Here is a 24,141-nt window from a genome sequence, read left to right on the forward strand (position 1 = left end):
AAATATGGTCAATACGCATTGAATAGTTTTTAAGGAAAACAGTATGAATACGCTTTCTAGCCACGTACTCGACACTACATTAGGTAAGCCAGCACAAGGCATTGCCCTTACACTTACACTACCTGACGGTAGCACCCTTTCGGGTGAAACGGATAATGACGGGCGTTTTAACAACTGGGGCGTTGAAGACGGTTTTGCCGCAGGCGTTTATACCCTGCGCTTTCACTGCAAGCCTTACCTTGTAGAAACGCATGGCAAAAGTTTCTACCCACACATTGATATTACATTTGAACTTGATGAGAATGGCGGTCATTATCATGTGCCACTTCTAATCTCTCCATTCGGTTTCAGCAGCTACAGGGGCAGCTAACAAACATGCAGCTTTTTCGTGCAAGCATTGCGCACTTTCCTAACCAAACTACACAGTTCGATAATGACATCGCTATATTCAAAGACGGTGGTTTGTTAGTAGACAATAAAGAAATAAAAGACATTGGCACATTTGAAGAGATAGCAAAGCGCTACCCGGCTGCCACTGTGACAGATTTTTCAGGCAAGTGGATTTTGCCAGGTTTAATAGACAGCCACCTGCATTATCCGCAAACACAGAGCATAGCTCATTATGGCGAGCAGCTGTTGAGCTGGCTTGAAAACTATACGTTTCCCACAGAAATGCAGTTTGCTGACAGTGAACACGCTAAAACCATTGCTAATGTATTTTTACGCCAATTGCTAAAGAACGGTACTACCACAGGTTTTGTTTTTACTACGGTTCATAAAAGCAGTAGCCACGCATTATTTAGTGCAGCAAGCGAAATTGATATGGCAATTGTGGCCGGTAAAGTATGTATGGACAGGAATTGCCCTAGTGCGCTTAATGACTGCGCCGACACAGCACAAGCTGACAGTGCAGAATTAATCGAAGCTTGGCATAACAAGGGCCGCAACCGCTATGCGCTAACGCCCCGTTTTGCGCCAACCAGTACTGAAGCGCAGCTTGCTGCATTAGGGGAACTTGCCAAGCAGTATCCCGACGTTTTCATTCAAACACACTTGTCTGAGAACTTAGACGAGATTGCATGGGTGAAGAGCTTATTCCCTAAAGCGGACGGCTATTTAGATGTATATGACACCTACAGCCTTGTGCGTGAACGTGCGGTGTTTGGCCATGGCATTCACCTTACGCCTAACGAATGGGCACGCTTAGGCGAAAGCGGCGCTACGGTGGCCTTCTGTCCGACATCTAACCTGTTTTTAGGAAGTGGCCTTTTTGATATGACCGCAGCGCGTGCTAACAAGGTCCATGTGGCCATGGCCACCGATGTGGGTGCAGGCACTACGTTTAACATGTTTAAAACCTACGGCGATGCATACAAGGTTAGTCAATTGCGCAGCGAGCCCATCAGCCCGTTAGAAGGCTTTTATCTTATGACCCAAGGCGCGGCCGTAGCTCATGCGCTTGATCATGAAATAGGCAACTTAAACCCAGGCACCACCGCTGACTTTATCGTTGTTGAGCCTAGGTTTGACGAATTGACACAATTGAGAATAAAAGAAGACGCGGACTTTGACGATGTGTTTTTTGCCTTGAGTATTTTAGGTGATGACCGCGCTATCGACCAAACGTGGATAAGCGGCACCTGCCGCTATAAAAAAGAACATCATTAATAACAGGCTGCTGTAGGGCCTTTGGGCCCTAAATAAGGAGAACAATAATGCCGTGGCTAGATTGGATAAGTTTATTTGTACGTTGGTTCCACGTTGTAGCGGGTGTAGCGTGGATTGGCGCGTCGTTTTACTTCATTTGGTTGGATAACAATCTACGCACGCCACCTAAATGGAAGCAGGATAAAGGTATCAAAGGCGACTTATGGGCTATTCACGGTGGCGGCTTTTATGAGGTCGCAAAATACGCCTATGGCCCAGAGAAAATGCCAGAAACACTGCACTGGTTTAAGTGGGAAGCCTATACCACGTGGTTATCGGGCTTCGCACTACTCATAATTGTTTATTACTTTGGTGCTAGCGCTTATCTTATCGACCCTTCGGTAAACGCCATGTCACCGACCACGGCAATATCTTTAGGTTTAGGGTTAATCTTTGGCGGACTAGGCTTATACGAATTTGCTTGTCGCAGCCCATTGGCAAAATATCCACTTGCCTTCGGTATTGGATTAGTCGCGCTTGTTTGTATTGTCAGCTACCTGTCTACCCAGTGGTTTAGCGGTCGCGGTGCCTATATTCACGTTGGTGCGCTTATTGGCACTATCATGGCAGGGAATGTCTTTTTCAACATCATGCCGAACCAGCGCAAAATGGTAGCAGCTGTAGCCGATAAGAAAGATATTGATCCTACTTGGGGTGCGAGCGCTAAATTGCGTTCGGTACACAATAACTACTTTACGCTGCCTCTGCTGTTTATCATGATTTCAAATCATTACCCCATGACGTATCAACACCCGCAAAATTGGCTGGTACTGATTGCGATAATGGCCGCTGCCGCTTGGATACGTCATTTCTTTAACTTGCGTCATGTAGGCACCACTAAACCTGGTATTTTAGTGTCTGGCGCAGTCGCCATGCTAGCAATCGCCCTATGGGTGTCATGGCCACAGTCGCCATCACATACATCGAATGAAGGACATGAAGATGTGAGCCTTGTCGATGAAGTAGGTAAAAAAGTAACGGCTAACAATGCAGTCGCCCAAGCGAGTTCTGAAGTAAGCAATGAGCGAGTAGTAAGCTTAATTACAACCCATTGTGTGGATTGCCACTCGCGCACGCCAACCGACGATATCTTTAAAGTCGCGCCTTTAGGCGTAGTATTAGATACATGGGAAGATATTGAAAGGTTTGCGCCACAAGTGGTTCGAAGAACCACTGTGACCAAAGACATGCCATTTTTAAATAAGACAAAAATGACAGACAAAGAGCGTCAGGAAATAGCGCGCTGGTTCGCTCAAAGACAACAATAAAATGGCGAAAGCGATGTAGATATCGAGTCTCAGAAATAGCTATCTACATCGCTTTATCAATCGCGGTTAAAACTTGTTGATAACGCTTTTTTCCGTACATTACCTCATCGGCCTTATCTAGCCACTCCTGCACGGTTTCAATCCCTTCGCTCCACTCAATCCAGCCCACACTGAAGCCAATTGGTACTACCTTATTGCCATCTACATTAACTTCAAAGCCGCTTTGGGCAACCCTATTGAAAAAAGCTTCCGTTTCCTTTTCACCCGTGCCATAGAGCAGGATCACAAATTCATCTCCGCCAATACGACCGAATCTATCACTATCACGAAGCAAACCACTCATTCTTTCAGAGAACTCAACAAGCGCCTTGTCTCCTACCTTGTGACCGTATTTATCGTTAATTTCTTTGAATTTGTTTAAGTCTATATAAACAAGCGTTGACGTTTGTTGGCCACGATCCATACGAGAAATTTCGTCACTTAACTGGCTAAATATCTCTCTCCTATTGGCAAGTCCAGTGAGCGAGTCGGTTTTCGACAGGTGCTCTAATTTAGTGACGGCGCTCATCAGAGCTTTTTGTTGCGTTTTCTCTCTTGTTATGTCGTCGGCTGTACCTAAGATAAGCGACTGCATTTCACGGTCGTCAAATATCAAGCTTCCGCGATCGTGAAGGTACTTCACTTCGCCTTTCGAGTCGTATATACGATATTGAATATCCCAATTCTGCAAAGGGCGTTGACTGAACAGTTTTAACACCCGTGCTTTATCATCTTCATGTACATGATCAATAAAGCTCATAGGGTTACAGTAAAGTTCGTACTCGTTGCGACCGAATATGTTTGAATAGCCATCGTTAACGTATTGCAGTTTAGACAAGTCTGGCGTCGCCACCCATATAAATGTTCTATCAGAAAATGCGCTAACAATTTTGCTAAACAAGGCATCAACTTGAAAGAGCTCAGACTGGATGCGCTTTTTCTCGTCGATATCTTCCACAATAGAAATAAAATAGTCTGGGTTGCCGCGCTGATCTCTTACTAAAGACACTGTTAACTTCGCCCAAACTTGCTCGCCATCGCGCCTTACATATCGCTTTTCAATCGCATAGTCATCGATATCACCTGCCATCAGGCGCTCTACGTAACTTAGATCTTCATCAAGATAATCTGGCGCAGTTAATTCTTGAAAGGTTAACGTCGTTAGTTCTTCATCAGAATATCCTAAAAAATCACACAGTCGCTTATTTACACGTATAAAGCTTCCATCCACGCTTACGTGAGCGAGCCCAACAGGACAAAAGTGAAAAGTTTTTTCAAACATAGGGCATCGCCCCGTTCGGTAATTGCATTCCGTCGCCTCAAGAGGTGGCACTCAAAGGATAATGAGCACCCTTTTATACTTTAGTATAAATCATTATAGATTAACTTTTTTCATTCGCTAAAAAATGCATCTAAGAAAAAGGCTTAGATAGCGTCTAACTGCGACATAGCGGTAAAAGGCATTTGATGGTGGAGATTGCTTTTCACCTGAAAAAAGTTGCTAGTCAGCTTTAAACGCTAACCATTACTCCGTTAGTTGCCTATGTTAGCGTTTTTTCTCAATAGGACAGTAAAATGATCGAGTTTTCAGTCGTAATCTATTCTCAACCAAACCAACAAGATGCACTTTTAGACGCATTGTTACCCTTGGTTAAATCAAGCCGAGAAGAAGTCGGCGCAGTGATGTATGACCTACATGCAAGTGAAGAGGGTGTGTTTGTTATTACGGAGAAATGGCAATCTCAGGATGCCCTTGATGCTCATGAAGCTACTGAACACTTTGTCGGTTTCCAAGAAAAAGCAGGAGAGCTTGTTGAAAAAGTACTTCGATTACCGCTAGTGTCGGTCTAGCTCTTTATAAAGCAAATGCGGTGAGATAAATGCTCACCGCTAGCGGTATTTAATCATTCGTGTGGTTTTCAGACCAGACTCTTAGCTGTTCAAGAATATCTAGCGCTGAGCGCCCAAACTCGGTGAGACTATAAGCAACCGCAATTGGACGAGAGTCGATAACGTTGCGGATCACCATACCGTTGTTTTCCAGCTCTTTAAGGCGCTGATCGACCATCTTCCGGCTGGCGCCGCCAAGCATTCTACACAGGTCGTTAAATCTAACAGGCTCATCTTTGAGATGATAAATAATAGAACCCGTCCACTTTCCACCAATTAGGCGCATTCCACGCTCTATAGCACAAGGCTCTGTACAAGTATCTAGAACGGTTTTTCTACCCTTAGCGTCTGTTTTTATTTCACTTCTCATCTATTTTCCTAAAAAAGCCACCTAGTTACTAAAAGTATACTAATTGTTTGTTTGAACAAGGTAACTAAAATAGACTACATAAGCAAGTTTGGCCTCTAGTATACCTTTAGTTATTAGTCTAACTCCAATTCGAAAGGTTCATTTGGTGCGTCTATGGAGTGAGAGTCATTAAAGGGAGAGCCATTAAAGGGAGAGCCAACGCAGCCAGATATTTAATAATATCAATTGAAACAGGCAAAACAGACCGTTCAAACCAAGTGCAGCGCCTTGGCGAGAGCATATTAAACATTAACTTCACGGTGACACAAACCATGATTGAATTTACGTTAAATGGAAAAAAAGTGCAGACAGATGCTGCATCTGATACGCCTCTTGTTTGGGTAATACGCGATGAGTTTGGATTAAAAGGTACCAAGTTTGGGTGCGGTGTAGCGATGTGTGGCGCATGCACGGTACATATTGATGATAACGCTATTCGCTCTTGCTCCTATCCCGTTTCGTTAGTTAAAGGTAAGAACGTAAACACTATTGAAAGCTTCAACAACGCGCATCCCTTGCAATCTGCCTGGGTTGAAGAACAGGTTCCTCAGTGTGGCTATTGCCAGTCGGGTCAAATCATGCAGGCGGCGACATTGCTAGACAGAAATCCAAACCCAAGCGACCAAGATATCGTTAATCACATGAGCACCAATTATTGTCGCTGTATGGCTTACCCGCGCATAAAAAAGGCGATTAAGCGCGCTGCAACGTCTTCCGTTCAATACTTTGATCCAACCGCTTCATCAGAAGGGGAAAGCGCATGAGCATGAAAAATATCTCACAAGAAAAGAAAGATATGATCAACTTATCTCGCCGTTCTTTCATGGTGGGATCAGTGAAAACGTCTTTATTCATGGCATTTGGTGCTGCCGCTATTCCATCCCTGCTGTCGGCGAAAGAAAGTATTAAAACTAAACAGTTTTCTCCAAATGTTTGGTTTGAGATGGATACAGATGGCAACGTGACCGTCAACATAGCCAAAGCGGAAATGGGTCAGCATATCGGCACGCCAATCGCTAGAATCTTGGCTGATGAGCTTGAGTGCGACTGGGAGAAAGTGTCTATTGTGCATGTTGATACAGACCCTAAATGGGGCTACATGATAACAGGCGGCTCTTGGTCAATTTTCCATACTTACAAGCCTATTTCTCAGGCGGGCGCCGCTGGCCGCATGGTGTTAACTGCTGCAGGTGCGAAGCTACTTGGCGTGCCTGTCGATAGTTGTAAGGCAGAAAAAGGCTTTGTTATCTCAGGTAACAAGAAAATTAGCTATGGCGATATCGTAGCGAATGGCAAAGTAGACAAAACATTCAGTGCAGATGAGCTTGCGGAACTGCCGATTAAGCCGGGTAAAAAACGCCACCTTATTGGCGTTAATGCAGACTACAAGGCTCTCGACATTCCGCCTAAAACTAACGGTACTGCGGTATACGGTATTGATGTTGAAGTGGAAAACATGCTTTATGCACGCCCCATTCTGCCGCCAACGCGTTATGGCAGTACAGTAACGAATGTCGACGACAGTAAGGCTAAGAGTCTTCCGGGATATAAAGGTTATAAAGTGCTTACCGATCCAAGCGGTACCATCGAAGGCTGGGTCACTGTATTGGCTACAGACTACCCCACCGCGATTAAAGCTGTTGATATGGTAAAAGTCAGCTATAACGCCGGTAAAACCGCTAATGTTTCTGAAGCTGATATACAAAAAGAAGGCGAAAGAATTGTACGTGACCGCAATGAAGGCACTGTCTTTGTTGACGAAGGCGACGTAGTTAAAGCACAGGCTAATGCTGCCTCTACTATTGAAGCGATATATACAACCTCTACGGCGAGTCACTTCCAACTAGAACCGTTGAACGCTATTGCGGAATTCAAAGAAGGTAAATGGCACATCCATACAGGCAACCAGTGGCAAGGACTGACGCTGCCGGCCGTAGCCAAAGCTGCTGAAGTGTCGGATGACGAAGTCGTTATGCATCAATACTACCTAGGTGGTGGTTTTGGACGCCGTCTTTTCGGTGACTGGGTTATTCCAGCTTTACTTACTGCTAAGGCGGCAGGTCAACCAGTAAAACTGGTATTTATGCGCCCAGACGATGCCCTGTTTGACCAACCTCGCTCTGCATCAACATCATTGTTTAACGCATCGTTTGACGAAAATGGTGAATTCACAGGAATGGAACATGCACTCGCTGCCGGTTGGCCAACCTTACACATGGCGCCAGATTTTCTTGTACCTGGCGTTGATGGCAAGGGCAAAGTAGACATGTTCTCAGCGTCGGGAGCCGATCACTGGTACACCATGTCACATCACCGTGCTCGCGTTGTTAATAACAAGGTCGCGCAAGATACTTTCACACCAGGCTGGCTGCGTTCGGTAGGTCAAGGTTGGATTGTATGGGGCTTAGAATCGTTTATTGACGAAGCTGCCATTAAAGCCAACAAAGACCCTGTCGACTTCAGGCTTGCGATGTTAGACGGTAAAGGTAAACAAGGAGGCAAAGCGCCAGAAAGTGTGGGCGGAGGCAAACGACTTGCCAATACTCTTGAAATTCTTAAGAAAAAGACCGCAAATATTAAACTTGGCGCTGACGAAGGCATTGGTTATAGCGTGACAGCAGGGCAAGAACGTACAATGCCAGCGTGGCTAGCCACCGCTGCACATGTCCACGTTAATAAGCGCACAGGAAAAATAACCGTTAAGAAACTTTGGGTAGTATCGGATGCCGGTATTGTTATTCACCCAGATGGCGCCATGGCGCAGCTTGAAGGTTCACTGTTGTGGGGGCTCAGCTTGGCCTTATTTGAACACAATGAAATAAAAAATGGTCAAGTCGCGAAAACCAACCTACATACTTATCTTCCTTTACGCATGAACGATGTACCAGAAATGGACATTGAACTGGTAGAGAGCGATGAATTCCCAGTTGGTCTTGGTGAACCTGGCGTTATTGGTGTAGCCCCTGCTATCGGCAATGCAGTATACCAAGCGATTGGTGTAAGACTGCGTCATTTGCCTATGCTCGCGCAGCACGTGACTGCAGCATTGAAAGCATAAGGACAGTATGATGAGATTGAAACCAACCCTATTAATTAGTGCTCTTTCTGTGCTCGCGCTAAGCGGGTGTATTGCAAACAAGAATGACGATAGCGATCATAGTAATTTGACCGCTAGCACGTCGAAAGCAGCTAATTCAACACCTGCTTTTGAAGCTTATCAGCAAGATCCTAACCCAACGACTGCATTTAATTATTTGTTCGATGTAGCAACGCATCCACGGTGTGTAAACTGCCACGGTGTTATTGAGGACGGTGCTCACCGTCCAACAGTGGGCGACAACAAAGTTCCTCACCCGATGAACATTACCTCTTTAAACAACCTTAAAATGGCTGTTCAAGACGGAAAGTTTGTTCAAGTTGGCGAAACGCACCCTGTAAACTGCCGTGGATGTCACCAGGATGAAAATGCACAAGAGCCAGGTCGACCGCCTGGCGCCGCAAACGACCTAATGCCTGGCTTTGTTTGGCATATGCCACCTCCGACAATGATTATTGCCGACGACATTACGCCTTCTCAGCTATGCAGTAATTGGTTGAACCCACAGCTAAACTCTTTTCTTGTTCAACGTGGCGGAAGAGATGACATGAAGACGTTCAAAAAAGAATTTGAACATCATGTCAATGACGATCCATTAGTGAGATGGGCATGGAGTCCCGGCCCAGGCAGAACACCTGCTCCTGGGACACATGCACAGTTTACTAAAGCAATGTCTGTATGGATTAACGGCGGCGCACCTTGCCCGACAGAAAGTTAAGTTAAAAGCGTCTTTGTGCAAAATTGAACAGCCCGCGTTTTAAGCGGGCTGTTCAACGAACGAAGTAGGCAAAGCTTGTTTAGACGAGATTAGAAATGGTAGTGAGCGCTCAATACAAACGATTCTGAACCAGGGTTTGTGTCCCCTAGCCCACCGTTAGAAATGTGGCCAATTTCAGCCTCTAGCGAAAAAGATTCAGAGAAATTGTAGAGTGCGGAAAGTGATGAATAGAACTCAATGTTGTCGCCTAAATCTTCAGATTCATCAACAATTCCCGCGTGAAAAGCAACGCGTACTGAAAAGTCATTGTATTTGTAGACATCTTTTGCCACACCCGCTGCGAAGTAATGATGGCCTTGGTCCGCATTTACCAGAAGTACAGTAGGTCGTAAACCGTAAAACGAGTCCAGCGGTTTATGGATGTAGGCGACGTGCAGCGCGTAACGGTCTGCGTCATCAAACAAGTTCCATACCGCAGCCCCAGCTTTAAGTTCACTTCCTTGCGGCAGGGCTTCAGTAGAAAGAGAAACAAAGGGAGAAATTAAAGATAATGCAAGTGCTAGTGTTTTTACTGGTGTTTTCATGTTTATACTGTCCTAGGGCCTGCTGACCTTTGCTGTACAATTTTGCAGCGGTCTGTGTGCCATCTAGACAAGACGAATGTTTGACGGTCTAGTGGTTCTAAATCGAAAACATTCAACGCAGTATAGGTGGCACACAGGCGCTGCCCAAAGGGGTCGTCATGGAAGCCTTTTACTCTTTGTTACAGTCCTTTAACTTAGCCCACTAGGCTTGCAGGACTGTTTCGCGATTAAAAGGCTTCCATCTAGACCAAAATTTGTACATCAAAGGTCAACAGGCCCTAATCAAAAGTTAAAAATAGTGTTCCGTCGACGCTTCTATTTGAAGCTGTTTTTATACGTGAGTACATAATGGTAATCAGGTTACTTTTTTCAACCTAATAAATATTAGTAACCTTATAACTTTGAGGAAAAACACATTCTTATTTGTACTAAACGTACAGATTGAATTAATGAATAACCTAGGGTCTTTTGACATTTGCTGTGCTTTTGCGCATCAAAAATCAACGGCTCCTTATAACTCAACGAGAGCAGGCTGTAACACTGAGTAGAAATGTATGACCGACGAGAACATCATTGAAAGCAATGTAGAGAGCACCAAGAAAAGTAAGAAAGTACTGGTTCTCTTTGCCCACCCCTCGCAAAACCGTTCAGAAGTAAATGTGCCGCTTTTTCACGAAGCAAAAATGAATAAACACGTTACTGCTGTTGACTTGTATGCAGAGTATCCAGATTTCAATATTGATATTGAACGGGAGCAGCAGCGTTTAATCGACCACGATGTCGTTGTTTTTATGTTTCCACTTTACTGGTATTCCACACCTTCAATCCTGAAAGAGTGGCAAGATTTAGTGTTGGAATATGGTTTTGCCTATGGGCAAGATGGCACTGCACTTAAAGATAAATTGTTTCTTTGCGCATTAAGTGCAGGCGGTAAGGAAGAAGCCTATCAAACTGATAGCTATAATTATTACACCATCAGGCAACTACTCCAGCCTTTAGAGCAAATGGCTCAGGTCACGCACATGACCTACATTGCTCCTTTTGCGATCTTTGGCTCTCGTACTGCGCGAGAAGAGCATCGCATTGTTGAACATAGAGGTAAGTGGACAACCTTGCTAAACAAATTGACCACTAACACCCTGAATCTAGAAAAAGCAAAGCGCATCGAGAATCTCGCTGACCTTTGTACGTCGCAAGGAGAGTAACGTGACTAGCTATTTCTTATGTGCATTTATCTATCTTGCCGCCGCTGTAATTGCAGTGCCAATTGCGAAGCGTCTTGGATTAGGGTCTGTACTAGGCTATTTAATAGCAGGGCTAGTGATTGGCCCGATATTCGGCCTTGTTGGTGACGAAGTTGTTGCCATTCAGCATTTTGCTGAATTCGGCGTAGTCATGATGCTGTTTTTAGTTGGACTGGAACTAGAGCCTCGCTCGTTGTGGGCGATGAAGTCAAAACTTATGGGATTAGGCGGCCTTCAATTAGCGTTAACCACCGCCCTTATCGCAGGCGTAGCCATATTGCTTGGTCAGCCTTTTAGCATTGCCCTTACAGTAGGCTTTATATTCGCCCTTTCTTCAACCGCCATCGTTTTACAAACACTACAAGAAAAAGGGCTGCAAAAAACAGAAGGCGGTAAAAGTGCATTTTCCGTTTTGCTGTTTCAGGATATCGCGGTTATTCCCATGCTTGCACTTATACCCCTCCTTGCCATACCCGAACTGATCGAAGCAGGAAATGCACATGGCGCCGACACAGGGTCACACGATAGCTTTAATTTAGTTGAAGGGCTTGCCCCTTGGGCTTCAGGTCTTGTGATCATTAGCTCAATTGCCTTTTTAACTATCGGAGGACACTACTTAAGTCGCCCTTTATTTAAGTTTGTTGCTGCATCGGGTTTACGGGAAATTTTTACCACCACTGCGCTCATGCTCATTATAGGAATTGCAGCACTAATGGGACTTGTAGGTCTGTCTCCCGCCCTAGGTGCATTCTTGGCTGGTGTAGTTTTGGCAAACAGTGAATTCAGGCATGAACTTGAAGCAAACATCGAGCCGTTTAAAGGCTTATTGTTAGGCCTCTTTTTTATAACGGTAGGCGCAGGCATAAACTTTTCTGTGCTTAGTGAGAGCCCAATGCTAATAGCGGGGCTAACCGTAGCTGTTATGCTTGTGAAAGCCATTGTGCTGTTTATCATCGCCTTAATTTTTAAAATAAAAGGCACTAACAAATGGCTGTTCACACTGAGCCTTGCTCAGGCGGGTGAATTTGGCTTTGTGCTGTTGAGTTTTGCCTCGCAAAACTATGTGCTGCCCAGCGACATTATTTCTGTTCTCTCGCTTGTTGTTGCCATTTCAATGTTCCTTACGCCAGGACTTTTTATTCTTTTCGACAAGGCCATCATTCCTCGCTACAAAAATGCGAAATCACAGCGAGCTGAAGATGAGATTGACGAGAAAGGCACAGTCGTTATTGCTGGAATTGGGCGCTTTGGACAAATCATTAACCGTCTTTTAGTAGCCAACGGTGTTAATACCGATGTGCTTGATATTCGCTCTGAGCAAATAGACCTTATCAGACAAATTGGCACCAAAGCCTATTTTGGCGATGCATCCAAACCAGACATTTTGCATACTGCTGGCGCCCATGAAGCATCGTTATTAGTTATTGCTATAGACGATAGAGAAACCGCTGCCGAAATGGTGAAATACGCCAAGCACGCCTTTCCTAACATTAAAGTGCTTGCGCGTGCCTTTGACCGCGGCCACGGGTATCGCTTGCGCCAGTTGGGCGCAGATTTTGTGGTATCTGAAACGTACCACAGCGCTCTTGAAATGGGTGCAGAGGCACTTCGCTCACTCAATATTCACCCTTTCCAAGTTGAGCGACAAAAAATGGCGTATAAAAATATTGAGGCTCAGCAAAACGATGTGCTGTATCACGCGTGGGCAGCTGAGGCCAGAGGAGAACGAGTAGACAATAATTATCTAAAACTCTTTATTGAACTTGAGTCGCTAATCGAAAATGCGCTAAAAGCAGATTTACACGACAAGCATTCGAAAATGCGTGGCTGGACGCCACCACCGAAAGGCTATGCTGAAATACTCGCGCCCGATGAGAAACCTGATAAGGGTGAATTGTGAGCTAGCCAGCGGCATTTCGAGAGGGTAATTGTCTTATAGTGACCGGACACCCACGAATGTTCATGGGCGATAGCGTACTATCGCCTTGTAAAAATAAACAAAAAGCTGATCGAAAAGGGAAAAAAGCACTATAACCTGTATGTATATCAAACTTGTCGTATATTGGCTTTTTATCTTTCAAGTTCAGAAGTTGACACACGCCTTGTACAAGATAACTCATTGCCTTAGTGGGAATAAAAAGTGGTCTATTTAAATGGAGAGTTACCATGTTGTCTGAAAAAAGTCTCTTTCACGGCTTAGCCCTGCGCACTGTGATGGTATTTACTGCACTTGCTGGCTTAAGTGCCTGTGAAGACCCACCTACTCCTCCTAAAGCTGTATCTTCAACACCGGTAACCCTCTATAGCGTTCAGCACTCAGACGAGACCATTGCAAAATTCCCGGGGCAAGTTGAAGCAGCTGAATATTCCAACCTTTCGTTTCGCATTGGTGGAAAGCTTCAAGAGCTTAAAGTAAAAGCAGGTGAAGAAGTTAAAGAGAACCAACTTATCGCTAGACTTGATGATAGAGACGCGAAAGCACAGTTAGCCACCGCCCAGTCTCAGTTTGACGTGTCATCGGCTATGTTTGAACGTATGGAGGCTTCCGTTGAAAAAGGCGCGGTAAGCCGCTCTACTTTTGATGAAGCGAAAGCCAATTTTTTAGCCGCTAAAGCCAGTCTGACCAACGCACAGGACCAGCTAAGCTATACGGAGCTTCGCGCACCGTTTGCGGGGCTTATTGCGTCTGTTCCTGTTGAAAATTACCAAGTCATTGTACCGCAGCAAACCATTGCCGAGCTTCATATGCCGGGTGCAATCGACGTTACGTTTCAATTGCCAGAGCAAAAAATGCGTATGATTGATCGCTCACGAGCCCGTGAAAATCGAACATCTGAAATGGCATGGGTGAGCTTTTCAGGTATGCCAGATAAACGTTACGCGGCCATGTATAAGGATCACGAAAGCACCACGCGACAAGGCGAGCTTAGCTATGAGGTAACAATTACTCTGCCAGAACCAGACGACATCAATGTTCTAGCGGGCATGAGCGCCACCGTATTACTTGATATGTCGAAACTCATTGAGTCTAACGCAAAACTTTGGCTAGTGCCTTTTGGTGCGGTGGTTACCGACAATGCAGATCCAGACAAAGCGATTGTATGGCGTTTTAAACCCAGTGATAGCGACGCGACGAAGGGCACCGTAGAAGCAGTAGAAGTGATGATTACGCGCGGTATTTCCAACGGTCTGTTAGTTGAAGGCCCGCTAAACGACGATGATAAAATCGTTGCTGCTGGAGCTCATCTTGTAAAAGAAGGCCAAGCTGTTACGGAGTGGACGAAAGAAGGGGGCCTATAAGCCATGGTCGAGTATTTTTTTCGTCAAAAAGTAATTAGCTGGATGGTCGCCATCATCTTGGGTGTTGGCGGCATTGTGACTTTTCTTGGCTTAGGTCAGCTAGAGTTTCCCGAATTCACCATTAGAAATGCTCTGGTTATTACTCAATACCCAGGGGCAACGCCTGAGCAAGTTGAGGAAGAAGTTACGCTGCAGCTTGAAAAGGCGATTCAGCGTATACCCAATGTGAAACGAATTAGCTCAGTAAACATGGTTGGGTTATCGCAAATTACCGTTGAGCTTAAAAGCAGTGTCCAGGCCAAGGACCTAGAGCAATACTGGGACAACTTGCGCCGTAAAGTGGGCGATGCACAAGCATCGCTGCCACCTGGCACCAGCACCTCGATTGTGAATGATGACTTTGGTGACGTTTTTGGCCTGCTGCTTACTCTTAAAAGCGAAGACCACTCCCTTAAGCAAATGGAAGACTTTGCAGATTTAATGCAGCGAGAGATTCAGCTTGTTGACGGTGTAAAAAAGGTGTCGATTGCCGGTACCGTTAATGAACAGATTATTGTGTCGTTAGATCACGATAAAATGAAAACCCTTAATGTTTCTGCAGAATCCATTGCTGGCCTTTTAACCGCACAAAATGTAGTGGGCAACGCGGGTTCGATTAAGGTTCAGGGCAAGCGCCTGTCCATACAGCCCACTGGCGAATTTGATAACCTAGAAGCGTTAGGTCAGGTGGTGATTGGCTCACCGGCAAGCGGCCTTATTCGCTTAACAGATATTGCGACTATTGAGCGCAAGCTTAACGATACACCTTCAATCCTTTATCACAGTTCTGGCACGCCGGCTCTGTCAATTGGTGTGTCGTTCGCGTCGGCGGTAAATGTAGTTGATGTAGGTAAACGGCTTGATAGCAAAATTGCCGAGCTAGAGCAGCGTATGCCCCTAGGTATGACGCTGGATACCGTTTACAACCAGCCCACAGTGGTCGACGATTCTGTAACTGGCTTTCTTATCAACCTTGTTGAAGCCGTGGCCATCGTTATTTTCGTGCTGCTACTTTTCATGGGCTGGCGCAGTGGCGTTCTGATGGGGCTCATTCTTGTGCTTACCATTCTTGGCACTTTTATATTGATGTCGGTAAAAGGCATTGAGTTGCAAAAAATCTCCTTGGGTGCGCTTATTATTGCTCTTGGCATGTTGGTCGACAACGCCATCGTGGTCACCGAAGGCATGCTAATTGGTGTGAGAAAAGGACAAACCAAGCTTCAGGCGGCAAAAGACGTGGTGTCGCAAAATGGGTTGCCGCTGCTTGGCGCGACTGTGATTGCCATCACCGCTTTTGCGCCAATTGGTCTATCGCCAGATGCCACAGGTGAATTCGTCGGCTCCCTCTTCTGGGTACTGTGCTTTTCGCTTTTCTTAAGTTGGATCACCGCACTTACCATTACCCCCTTCTTTTTCGACTTACTGTTTAAAACTGAAAAAGAGCGCGGTGCTAATGACGAAGATGACGACCCATATAAGGGCATTATTTTTACGGTATACAAGCGTGTGCTTACTGCTGCTATCAATCATCGTTACGTGACAATTGTACTGGTACTTGTTGCATTAGTAGGCAGCATGGCGTCAGGTAAATTCGTAAAAAATGCATTTTTCCCAGATTCATCCACACCGCTGTTTTTCGTCGATTTGTGGTTGCCTGAAGGTAGCGACATCTTAACCACCGAGCAGTCTATTCGTCGCTTAGAAGACAACGTGTTAGGCATGGAGAATATTGCCAACGTAACAAGCGTTATTGGCGGTGGAGCACAGCGCCTTACCCTCACCTATGCGCCAGAAGACAGATACGCCAGTTATGGTCAGCTTATCGTTGAAACTGATACGGTTGAGTCTCGTGATGCTCGTATGCGAGAAATTATCGAGCTGGTGCGAGAAGACTTCCCTAATGTGCAATACAAGGTAAAAGCACTTCAAGTAGGCCCTTCTGCAAAAGCGGCAATTGAAGCGCGAATCTACGGACCAGAGCCTGAAGTTTTGCGTGAGATAAGCAGCGACATTGAAGCGATATTTCAAGCAGAGAAAACCATGGACAGCGTTCGCTTGTCGTGGAGCAACAAAGTCCCATTTGTTGAACCTGTGTTTCTGGAAGAACAAGCCAGGCGTATCGGCGTAACGCGAGATGCCGTTCACACCGCATTTTTACTGAACAATGAAGGTGAGACTGTGGGCCTTTACCGCGAAGGTAGCGATTTAATACCTATTGTCATGCGCAACGATCCAAACCAGCGCTATGACATAGATAACCTCGCCTCACTCAACGTATGGAGCCAAGAGCAAGGTAAATATATAAGCATGGCTGATGTTATCAGCAATGTGGATGTATCGCTTGATAACCCTATCATCAAACGCCGCAACCGGGTGCGGATGCTGGCGGTTTATGCAGAGCCCATGCCTTTATCCGGTGAGACGGCTGCGAGCGTGCAAGCTAAAGTTCGCCCTCTTGTAGAAGAGCTTCAACTGCCTGATGGCTACCATATTGAATGGGGCGGCGAATACGAGACCTCAACAGACGCGCAAAGCGCCCTATTTGCAAGTATGCCTATTGGTATATTAGGTATGTTCATTATCACCGTTTTGCTGTTTGGCAAGCTTCGTCAGGCGTTAGCGATATGGGGCGTAATTCCACTCACCACTATCGGCATTATTGGCGGGTTGGTGCTAGTTGGTGCACCCTTTACGTTCATGGCGCTGCTCGGCAGCTTAAGCCTTATTGGTATGGTGCTTAAAAACGGAATCGTATTAATGGAAGAAATAAACGTACAGGCAAAGGGTAACAGTGGCGCATTCGATGCCGTAGTAGCCGCGTCAGTATCTCGTGTACGTCCCGTTTCAATGGCAGCCATCACCACCATACTGGGTATGATCCCGCTGTTTTCTGATGCGTTCTTCGCGTCAATGGCAGTTGTTATTGTATTTGGTCTGACCGTTGCCACCGTACTTACACTGCTCATATTGCCTGTGCTGCACTGTACGTACCACGGTATAAAGTCAGAATAAAAGTACGCACTACAAATTCAATTAGTTGTGCGCTAGTTCGTGTAGGTAGCGCAAAAACGGTGCGGACCTAATATTGTTAACAGCCAGCATGAGGAGAGTCTACTCATGCTGGCTGCATACTATCGCTTAGCTGCAATCTATCCTTCTCAACAAAAACTACACCCACCAGTTTACTTTTAACAAAATAAGTTTATTATGGGTAAACTACACTGTGCAGTATACTTTTTTATTTAAGGTGAGAGCATGCCCGTTTTTAATCGCACACGCTTTCTTGTTGGAGTTTTATTTATGACATCTTTCTGTGGTTCTTCAAACACCCTTGCTGCAAGCGCGCCGCAACCTGAAAAATTCACTAATACTCATATTGAATATAAAACGACGTGGCGAGACATGTGGAAAGTCACCAAAGCGTATTTTCGTGACAATAGAGATGCTGCAACGCCAACGTTTGACATACCCGTGTCGGCACTTACAGCACAAATGCTTGACGCAGTTGCAGAAGACAGCGTGATAAAGCTGGGCCACTCTACTACCCTATTGAAACTCGCCGAGCGTTATATATTGATCGATCCGGTCTTTAGTGAGCGTGCTTCTCCCGTCCAATGGATGGGACCCAAGCGTTTCCACCAAGCGCCAATTTCACTGGAAGATTTGCCTAAATTAGATGCCGTTATCATAAGTCACGATCATTACGACCATTTAGATAAGGGCAGTATTGAAATACTGAAAAACAAAGTCGACGTGTTTATTACACCGCTAAAAGTAGGCAATCATTTACGTGACTGGGGTGTGGATGCAAATAAAGTTGTTGAGCTAAATTGGTGGCAAAGTACAAAAGTGAGCGACATTGAAATAGTGGCCACACCGTCTCAGCATTTCTCAGGGCGAGGTTTATTTGATAGAGACGAAACTCTTTGGGCAAGTTGGGTTATCAAATCTGCAAATACCAACATCTTTTACAGCGGTGACTCGGGCTATTTTGACGGATTTAAAGCTATTGGTGAAAAGTACGGTCCGTTTGATTTATCGATGATTGAAACCGGCGCATACAACGAGCTATGGTCTGACATTCACATGCTGCCTGAAGAGAGCTTGCAAGCCCATATTGATATTCAAGCGAGTGTCATGATGCCTGTGCACAACAGTACCTTTGATTTAGCACTACATAATTGGAATGAGCCTTTAATAAAAATCACAGACCTTGCTGGTACTAAGGGTGTTCCCACCAGTATTCCTATCTTTGGCGAAGTTGTTCCGGTTAAGGGTGCAGGCGAAGCTCCGAACAAAACCTGGTGGTTAGACGAAAGGTGAGTAGCTAATAAACAGCGCTTGCTTCATTATTCTGGGCTTTTAATTGCTCGCTTAACTCTATGTTTTGCAGTACATTTATTATTCGCCGCTTAGGCACTATTGGCGGGTACAACAAAAGCCTCAATCAAAGTGATAGCACTCGATTTGGTTGAGGCGAATAATAAATTTCTCAGTTAAAGGAGCTAACTGCTAGCAATGAAGCTGTCTAGTCAAATTAATTTGGGCGTTTTTGCCCTTATGCTTTTAGCATTTACGGTGTTGTCGAGTATTGAGCTAAGCGAAATAAAATCTCGCACTTCAGTGTCAATCGAGCAAGAAGCTGAAGAAGCACGGCTGCGTTACGAAACAACCGTCTTACAAACCTCTGCCTTGTCTTCTCAGTCGAAGCAATCAGTGATTGATGCCATGCTTCGTCAAATGGTATTGCAGCCGTTTTTATCTGCAGCCAAAGTCATTGATGTCGAAGGAAATGTGTTTGCGAAGTACGAGCGCTCGCCTAACACTATTGTTCCTAATTGGTACTTACAGCTGGACTCCGCACCTGCCGTTAACAAGAAAATTCCTTTTTCGAACAATGATGGTTATTTGTTAGTTACGTCAGACACGTCTTATATTTACACTGAAATCACCGCTATTCTCATCAAAAATGCTGTTATCTTTTGTGGGCTATTTTTCGCCCTCGCGCTATATATCGTCACGGTAACCAAATTTGCTAGGCGCCCCATTGCCAACACCATTAAGAAGCTTAATGAGATAAATAGCCACGACTTCACCCCCTCGCAGGTAAATGCGTTTACAACAGATTACCGCCAACTTACCAGCACAGTGAACACCCTAACCACGTCGTTAGCATCAAAATTTAATGACATTGCTCAGCAATCTGAGCGATTCAAAACAGAAGCCAATAAAGATACATTGACGAAGTTGTCGAACCGCAGTGCATTCGAGCGACACACTCGCGCGCTGTTGTCTGACACGTCTAATTTCCAAGAAAAAGAGCTTATTCTCATCAGGCTCGCTCAACTTACCACTATAAATACTAAGTTGGGCATGTTAGCTGGTGACAATTATGTAAAATCTATCGCGGACTTTCTTGTGCATGAGGCGAAGCACAATTGCAAAAGTGGCTTTGTATTTCGGTTATCAGGCGGAGATTTCGCCTTGATAAGTGAAATTATGGGGCGGGACGAACGGGATTTGATGTTAGAAAATATGTCGAAGCAGTTTGCAAACGCCACGCCACTTCGAGATGGAAGCAAAGCAACGTGGATGGGCGTTACACGTTTTTCTAGCCAAATGTCGTTACAGCAGGTAATGGAAAGTGCTGACAGTGCGTTGATGGCGGCAATGAAAACGCAAAAAGGATGGCAGTTTTCTTCAGAAGTGTCTCAGGTTCATAGCAATACAAAATGGCGTGAGCGCCTCAATTACATCGTGTCGCAGCAATATGCCGATATTCTCATTCAACCGGTGATGAATGTAGAGCGAAACGCACCAGCATATTACGAAACGTTTGCTCGATTTAAAGACAAAGACACCAATGATGTTATACCCATGGCGCAACTTATCCCCGCATCAGAGCGATTGGACCTTATTCCTCAAGTCGATAAGTTGGTAGCAGGCATCGTGTTTAAAAAACTAACGGTAACGTCTCATCAGGTTGCTATAAATATTAGTAACGCCTCAATTGCCAACGGCGAGTTTAGAAAATGGTTAATTGAAGAGCTTCGAACCCGGGAAACGCTATGCCCAAGACTTATTTTTGAAGTCGAAGATGCAGCGCTTATTCACCATCGAGAAGTAGCCGAGAACTTTTGCCGTCAACTCATACAGCTGGGCTGTAGAATTACCATAGAGCACTTTGGCGATAACTTTGCCTCGCTTGCGGGTTTAAGGGCAATTCAGCCTCAATTCGTTAAGCTTTCGGGACGGCTAACCCAGGGAATTCATACCAACAAAGATAATCAGTTATTTGTCTCTAGCCTTATCAATATTGCGAAAGGCCTTAATATCCATGTTATTGCGGAAATGGTAGAAAACGAGGCTGAGTCTGTTGCACTGAGCAAACTAGACGTTGAACACCAACAAGGCTATTACTTTTCTAAACCCTCACTTTGGACAATGTACTAAGTGTAAGCTCGCTGGTCTGAGGCACTGAACGTCAGGATAAGTATTGACGCTTTATGTGAGACCCCGCGCTTTATACGAATTTATTGTGCGTCGATTCGATGAAACGTTTAAGGTGGTGTTGTGAAAATCTCTTTCATATACACCTCCTTTGAACCGCATTTACTGTTCGTTAAGCAGCTTTACAATGGCGTCAGAGCTAATGGGTTTTGAATACAGAAAGCCTTGCACATATTCAACGTTAAGAGACTTGCAGTAGTTCGATTGATTTTGAGTTTCCACGCCTTCAACAACAATGTTTAAATCGAGTTTGTGACCAACATTCACGATAGCCTCCATTAACGCGCTATCGTAGGCATTTTCCGGTGCACCTCTTAAAAATGAACGATCTATTTTTAAGTGGCTAACGGGAAACTGTTTTAAATAACTAAGCGAAGAATAACCTGTACCAAAGTCGTCAATCGATATTTCAACGCCCTGGTCGCGTTGCACTCTCAAATTCTCTAAAATCGTATTGTCAGACTTAATAAGCACATTCTCAGTAAGCTCTAACCCAATATCTTTAGGCAGTAAACCGTGCCGCTCTCGACACTCCCTTAAGCGTTCGAAATAAGCATTCTGCTCTAACTCTTTTCCTGAAACATTGATATCAACGCGAATATCAATGCCCTGCTCTTTCCATAACTGTGCCTGTTTGCACGCCTTTTCTAACACCCAATTTCCAATGTGAACAATTAACTCACTGCGCTCAGCGATGGGGATGAAGATATTGGGTGGAACAGCCCTATCCTCACCTTTAGGACGCCACCTTAACAGCGCTTCACACGATGCCACTTTTCCAGTGAGCAAATCGATTTGAGGTTGATATAAGAGTTCAAACTCATCGTTAACCAAAGACTCATGCAGATAGGCTGCTATACTTCGCTGTTGTCGAACTTTCTGACTTAAAGCGTGGGTGAAAAAATGAAAACGGTTTCGGCCTTCAGCTTTCGCCTGATACATTGCGACGTCTGCATTTTTCAGAAGATCATCAATCTCACTTCCGTCTTTAGGGTACATACTAATACCGATACTTGAAGTGATATGCACGTTTTCAGTGCTAAGCGCGAAGCTCTGCTTGAAACACTCAGTAAGTTTCTTAGCAATGTCAGCACTTTCATTTTCAGAGGTCACTTGTGTGGCGACAAAAACAAATTCGTCTCCACCGAACCGAGCCAGTAAGCCTTGTTCGCTCAGACAATCTGACAAACGCTTAGAAACAGAGCGCAGTAATTCATCACCCCAGGTATGCCCAAGCGTGTCATTAACTTCTTTGAACATATCTAAGTCAATGAAAAACAAAGCGAAGCCAGACTCATTGCGCGATGCATCCTCGATGGACGACGTCAAAAACTGCTCTAACAAGCGTCGATTAGGCAACTCGGTTAACAAATCTGTGGATGCCATTCGCTCAAGTTCTTGCCGGATGTTGTGCTGCTCACTCAGGTCAATATCCACACAATACATTTCGGGTGAATCTGTGCCTTCTTTCAGCATAACGTGAGATGAGAAAACATGGATAGGCTCGCCACTTTTCTTCTCAAGCACGAGTTCGTCTGAAGGAATTGCCTCACCGTAATCTATCCATCGCTGATGTAACTTTATCACTTCACTTTTCATGAACGAGGGAATAATGAGATCTTCAAGTTTTTGACCTAGTGCTTCGCACTCACGAAAGCCATACATGTCTTCACTTGATTTATTCCAGTAGATAACTTTTCGGTGCTTGTCATAACCTTGCACCGATACCTTTGGCAAGGCACTAATAAGCTGAAGGAACCGCCTTTCAGCCGAACCATGTTGTTCAAATAACGGGGGCTCTTGGTATTTCTGTAAGCTCATCGTACTCCCGCGAGTGCTAAATTGTTAGATAGCAAAGATATAAAAAACGGCCACCATTCTTTTAGTGTAGTCCAAATCACACAGACCACCCGACATTAAAAATGTTAAATTACTCATGAATATCGCTGAATAGAGAAAAGGGTAGCAGTGCGTGTTACGCAGAACTTGGGTAAATAAAAGATGAAATTAAATCGTAAGATGGTGCGTCTACCCTGATTCGAACAGGGGACCTCTACCATGTCAAGGTAGCGCTCTAACCAACTGAGCTATAGACGCATATAGAATTTTGTTGCACCTGATAGGTGGGCGAATGCCAAGCAACGGCGCGTATAATACTTAGCACGAGCGTTGCCTGCAAGGAAAACTTATCAAATGACGATTCAAGTGACTAATTTGACAGCAATTAGCCATTTTCTTCAACAATTGCGATTAACTTAAATCATTTTAAATGGAAGCGGCTTGATAGCGTCTACTAAAGATCCGTCGTTTACAGCACGCATAAAATACTCCCCCAATCTGTCGGTTTCTTTTAAAACCGTTTGCCAATATTTGATGCGTGTATCTGCATCGAGCACCTCGAAATCTTTTCTGTCGGGGATTTTGCTATAAGGTAAGTTCGCCACAAACGATGCAGAAGGCACAAGCATTACAACGTTATCGTAGCTTGAACGATGAGGCACTCTGCCCTTCAAGCCCTTGTCGAACCAGCCTGGAATGGGCTTGTCATAAAAATGAGGGTATAACACTAAGCCATCATCTGGTCCGAAGGACAAGTCGAAATGGTAGTCAATAATACCGCCATCTCGATACATTCCGGCTGGCGCACCTTCAATTTGCTGTACGCCCTCAATTACCACAGGAATAGAACCAGACGCTAGCAGCGCGGTATGAATATTTCCACGTGTTAATGCATGGTACTGAGTAGGCAGTTGATACGGATCGTTTATCGCAAACTCCGTACCCGGCGTTGAGAACACATAGCGCTTGTATAAACGAGAAAGGTGTCGTCGGTTCACTGTATTGGCCGCTGCACTCATCGCCAAGCCCGAAAGTTGCCTAAACTTACTTTCAAAACGAGTAGCACCTAAACATTTAGCAACGATCAGGTGAGCTTTAAAGCGGGAGTTAGACAGCACTTCTTGCTTACCTGCTTCATCCACCATTTCTTTCAGCAGGTCTTCAGCTTTAGCCGTAATTTCTCTAGGCGTAGGCTTATCACTGCTATAGGTCGTTGTTGAATAAGAAGAGGCTAGACGATTTATGGCTGCTAGGGGATCATTTTGAACAGCGCAAATGGTACGAAACGCACCTGCTGAAGAGCCAATCACGTGAATTTGATGCTTAACGTTGGCAAACCACTCAGGGAACAGTACGCGATCTAGACCAGCCAGAGAAAACCATTTCGGGCCGCCAGATGCCCCCAGAAAATAGCTAAATAACTCAGGCGTAAATCCGTTTTTCATTATGGATTCACGTGCTTTTTTACCTGCGTATATTTCTAAGGGTGCCACTCAA

At 44.9% G+C, this 24,141-nt stretch carries 18 protein-coding genes and 1 tRNA gene; 13 read left to right on the plus strand and 6 right to left on the minus strand.

Features of this window, described 5'->3' with window-relative positions:
* Window positions 1–43 precede the first annotated feature (43 nt).
* From uraH to MHM87_RS13890, 3 genes are read left to right on the plus strand one after another with little or no spacing between them, the layout of a single operon-like run.
* Window positions 44–370 (plus strand): hydroxyisourate hydrolase, encoded by a 327-nt coding sequence (uraH, locus tag MHM87_RS13880; RefSeq protein WP_014976192.1) that lies wholly within the window; start codon window positions 44–46, stop codon window positions 368–370.
* 5 nt (window positions 371–375) lie between these two features.
* Window positions 376–1,668 carry a guanine deaminase gene (gene guaD, locus MHM87_RS13885; RefSeq protein WP_049588801.1) on the plus strand — a complete coding sequence of 431 codons (1,293 nt, stop codon included), beginning with the start codon at window positions 376–378 and terminating at the stop codon, window positions 1,666–1,668.
* Window positions 1,669–1,715: 47 nt separating this feature from the next.
* Window positions 1,716–2,975, plus strand: coding sequence for a urate hydroxylase PuuD (locus tag MHM87_RS13890; protein WP_239259655.1), 1,260 nt, complete (start codon window positions 1,716–1,718; stop codon window positions 2,973–2,975).
* A gap of 43 nt (window positions 2,976–3,018) precedes the next feature.
* Here the strand turns inward: MHM87_RS13890 and MHM87_RS13895 are convergent, their stop codons facing one another.
* On the minus strand, window positions 3,019–4,296 hold the full coding sequence (locus tag MHM87_RS13895) for a diguanylate cyclase (RefSeq protein WP_239259657.1): 1,278 nt from the start codon (window positions 4,294–4,296) through the stop codon (window positions 3,019–3,021).
* A 293-nt stretch (window positions 4,297–4,589) separates the two neighbouring features.
* On the opposite strand from MHM87_RS13895, the gene MHM87_RS13900 reads away from it, so the two are divergent.
* The gene (locus MHM87_RS13900; protein WP_014949064.1) at window positions 4,590–4,865 is read left to right on the plus strand and encodes an antibiotic biosynthesis monooxygenase; all 276 of its coding nucleotides are present in this window, start codon (window positions 4,590–4,592) and stop codon (window positions 4,863–4,865) included.
* A 49-nt stretch (window positions 4,866–4,914) separates the two neighbouring features.
* Here MHM87_RS13900 and MHM87_RS13905 read toward each other — a convergent pair whose 3' ends face one another.
* Window positions 4,915–5,274, minus strand: coding sequence for a helix-turn-helix domain-containing protein (locus MHM87_RS13905; RefSeq protein WP_239259659.1), 360 nt, complete (start codon window positions 5,272–5,274; stop codon window positions 4,915–4,917).
* A 311-nt stretch (window positions 5,275–5,585) separates the two neighbouring features.
* On the opposite strand from MHM87_RS13905, the gene MHM87_RS13910 reads away from it, so the two are divergent.
* The 3 genes from MHM87_RS13910 to MHM87_RS13920 are packed head-to-tail and all read left to right on the plus strand — an operon-like array spanning window position 5,586 to window position 9,128.
* Window positions 5,586–6,077, plus strand: coding sequence for a (2Fe-2S)-binding protein (locus tag MHM87_RS13910; protein WP_239259719.1), 492 nt, complete (start codon window positions 5,586–5,588; stop codon window positions 6,075–6,077).
* Complete coding sequence (locus MHM87_RS13915) at window positions 6,074–8,371, plus strand: molybdopterin cofactor-binding domain-containing protein (protein WP_239259661.1); 2,298 nt, start codon at window positions 6,074–6,076, stop codon at window positions 8,369–8,371. The genes MHM87_RS13910 and MHM87_RS13915 overlap by 4 nt, the downstream gene beginning before the upstream one ends.
* A 7-nt stretch (window positions 8,372–8,378) precedes the next feature.
* Window positions 8,379–9,128 carry a hypothetical protein gene (locus tag MHM87_RS13920; RefSeq protein WP_239259663.1) on the plus strand — a complete coding sequence of 250 codons (750 nt, stop codon included), beginning with the start codon at window positions 8,379–8,381 and terminating at the stop codon, window positions 9,126–9,128.
* Between the two features lie 89 nt (window positions 9,129–9,217).
* Here the strand turns inward: MHM87_RS13920 and MHM87_RS13925 are convergent, their stop codons facing one another.
* The gene (locus MHM87_RS13925; RefSeq protein WP_239259665.1) at window positions 9,218–9,712 is read right to left on the minus strand and encodes an acyloxyacyl hydrolase; all 495 of its coding nucleotides are present in this window, start codon (window positions 9,710–9,712) and stop codon (window positions 9,218–9,220) included.
* A 554-nt stretch (window positions 9,713–10,266) separates the two neighbouring features.
* On the opposite strand from MHM87_RS13925, the gene MHM87_RS13930 reads away from it, so the two are divergent.
* The 6 genes from MHM87_RS13930 to MHM87_RS13955 all read left to right on the plus strand — a co-directional run bounded on the left by MHM87_RS13930 (window position 10,267) and on the right by MHM87_RS13955 (window position 20,748).
* Complete coding sequence (locus tag MHM87_RS13930) at window positions 10,267–10,917, plus strand: NAD(P)H-dependent oxidoreductase (protein WP_239259667.1); 651 nt, start codon at window positions 10,267–10,269, stop codon at window positions 10,915–10,917.
* Between the two features lies 1 nt (window position 10,918).
* Window positions 10,919–12,856: a monovalent cation:proton antiporter-2 (CPA2) family protein gene (locus tag MHM87_RS13935; RefSeq protein WP_239259669.1), complete on the plus strand. Its 1,938-nt coding sequence runs from the start codon at window positions 10,919–10,921 to the stop codon at window positions 12,854–12,856.
* Window positions 12,857–13,122: 266 nt separating this feature from the next.
* Entirely contained in the window at window positions 13,123–14,256 is a 1,134-nt protein-coding gene (locus tag MHM87_RS13940; RefSeq protein WP_239259671.1) for an efflux RND transporter periplasmic adaptor subunit, read from the plus strand.
* Window positions 14,257–14,259: 3 nt separating this feature from the next.
* Complete coding sequence (locus MHM87_RS13945; protein ID WP_239259673.1) at window positions 14,260–17,307, plus strand: efflux RND transporter permease subunit; 3,048 nt, start codon at window positions 14,260–14,262, stop codon at window positions 17,305–17,307.
* Window positions 17,308–17,550: 243 nt separating this feature from the next.
* Window positions 17,551–18,618, plus strand: coding sequence for an MBL fold metallo-hydrolase (locus MHM87_RS13950; protein ID WP_239259675.1), 1,068 nt, complete (start codon window positions 17,551–17,553; stop codon window positions 18,616–18,618).
* 195 nt (window positions 18,619–18,813) lie between these two features.
* Window positions 18,814–20,748 (plus strand): EAL domain-containing protein, encoded by a 1,935-nt coding sequence (locus MHM87_RS13955; RefSeq protein WP_239259677.1) that lies wholly within the window; start codon window positions 18,814–18,816, stop codon window positions 20,746–20,748.
* Between the two features lie 159 nt (window positions 20,749–20,907).
* Here MHM87_RS13955 and MHM87_RS13960 read toward each other — a convergent pair whose 3' ends face one another.
* The 3 genes from MHM87_RS13960 to MHM87_RS13970 form a co-directional block, all read right to left on the minus strand.
* A complete protein-coding gene (locus MHM87_RS13960; RefSeq protein ID WP_239259679.1) occupies window positions 20,908–22,626 on the minus strand; it encodes an EAL domain-containing protein in 1,719 nt (572 codons plus the stop codon).
* Window positions 22,627–22,825: 199 nt separating this feature from the next.
* A tRNA-Val gene (locus MHM87_RS13965) sits at window positions 22,826–22,902 on the minus strand.
* Window positions 22,903–23,060: 158 nt separating this feature from the next.
* Window positions 23,061–24,137, minus strand: coding sequence for a patatin-like phospholipase family protein (locus MHM87_RS13970; RefSeq protein WP_239259681.1), 1,077 nt, complete (start codon window positions 24,135–24,137; stop codon window positions 23,061–23,063).
* Between the last annotated feature and the right edge of the window lie 4 nt (window positions 24,138–24,141).

This window comes from Alteromonas sp. Cnat3-28, from assembly GCF_022348265.1.
Taxonomy (GTDB): domain Bacteria; phylum Pseudomonadota; class Gammaproteobacteria; order Enterobacterales; family Alteromonadaceae; genus Alteromonas; species Alteromonas macleodii.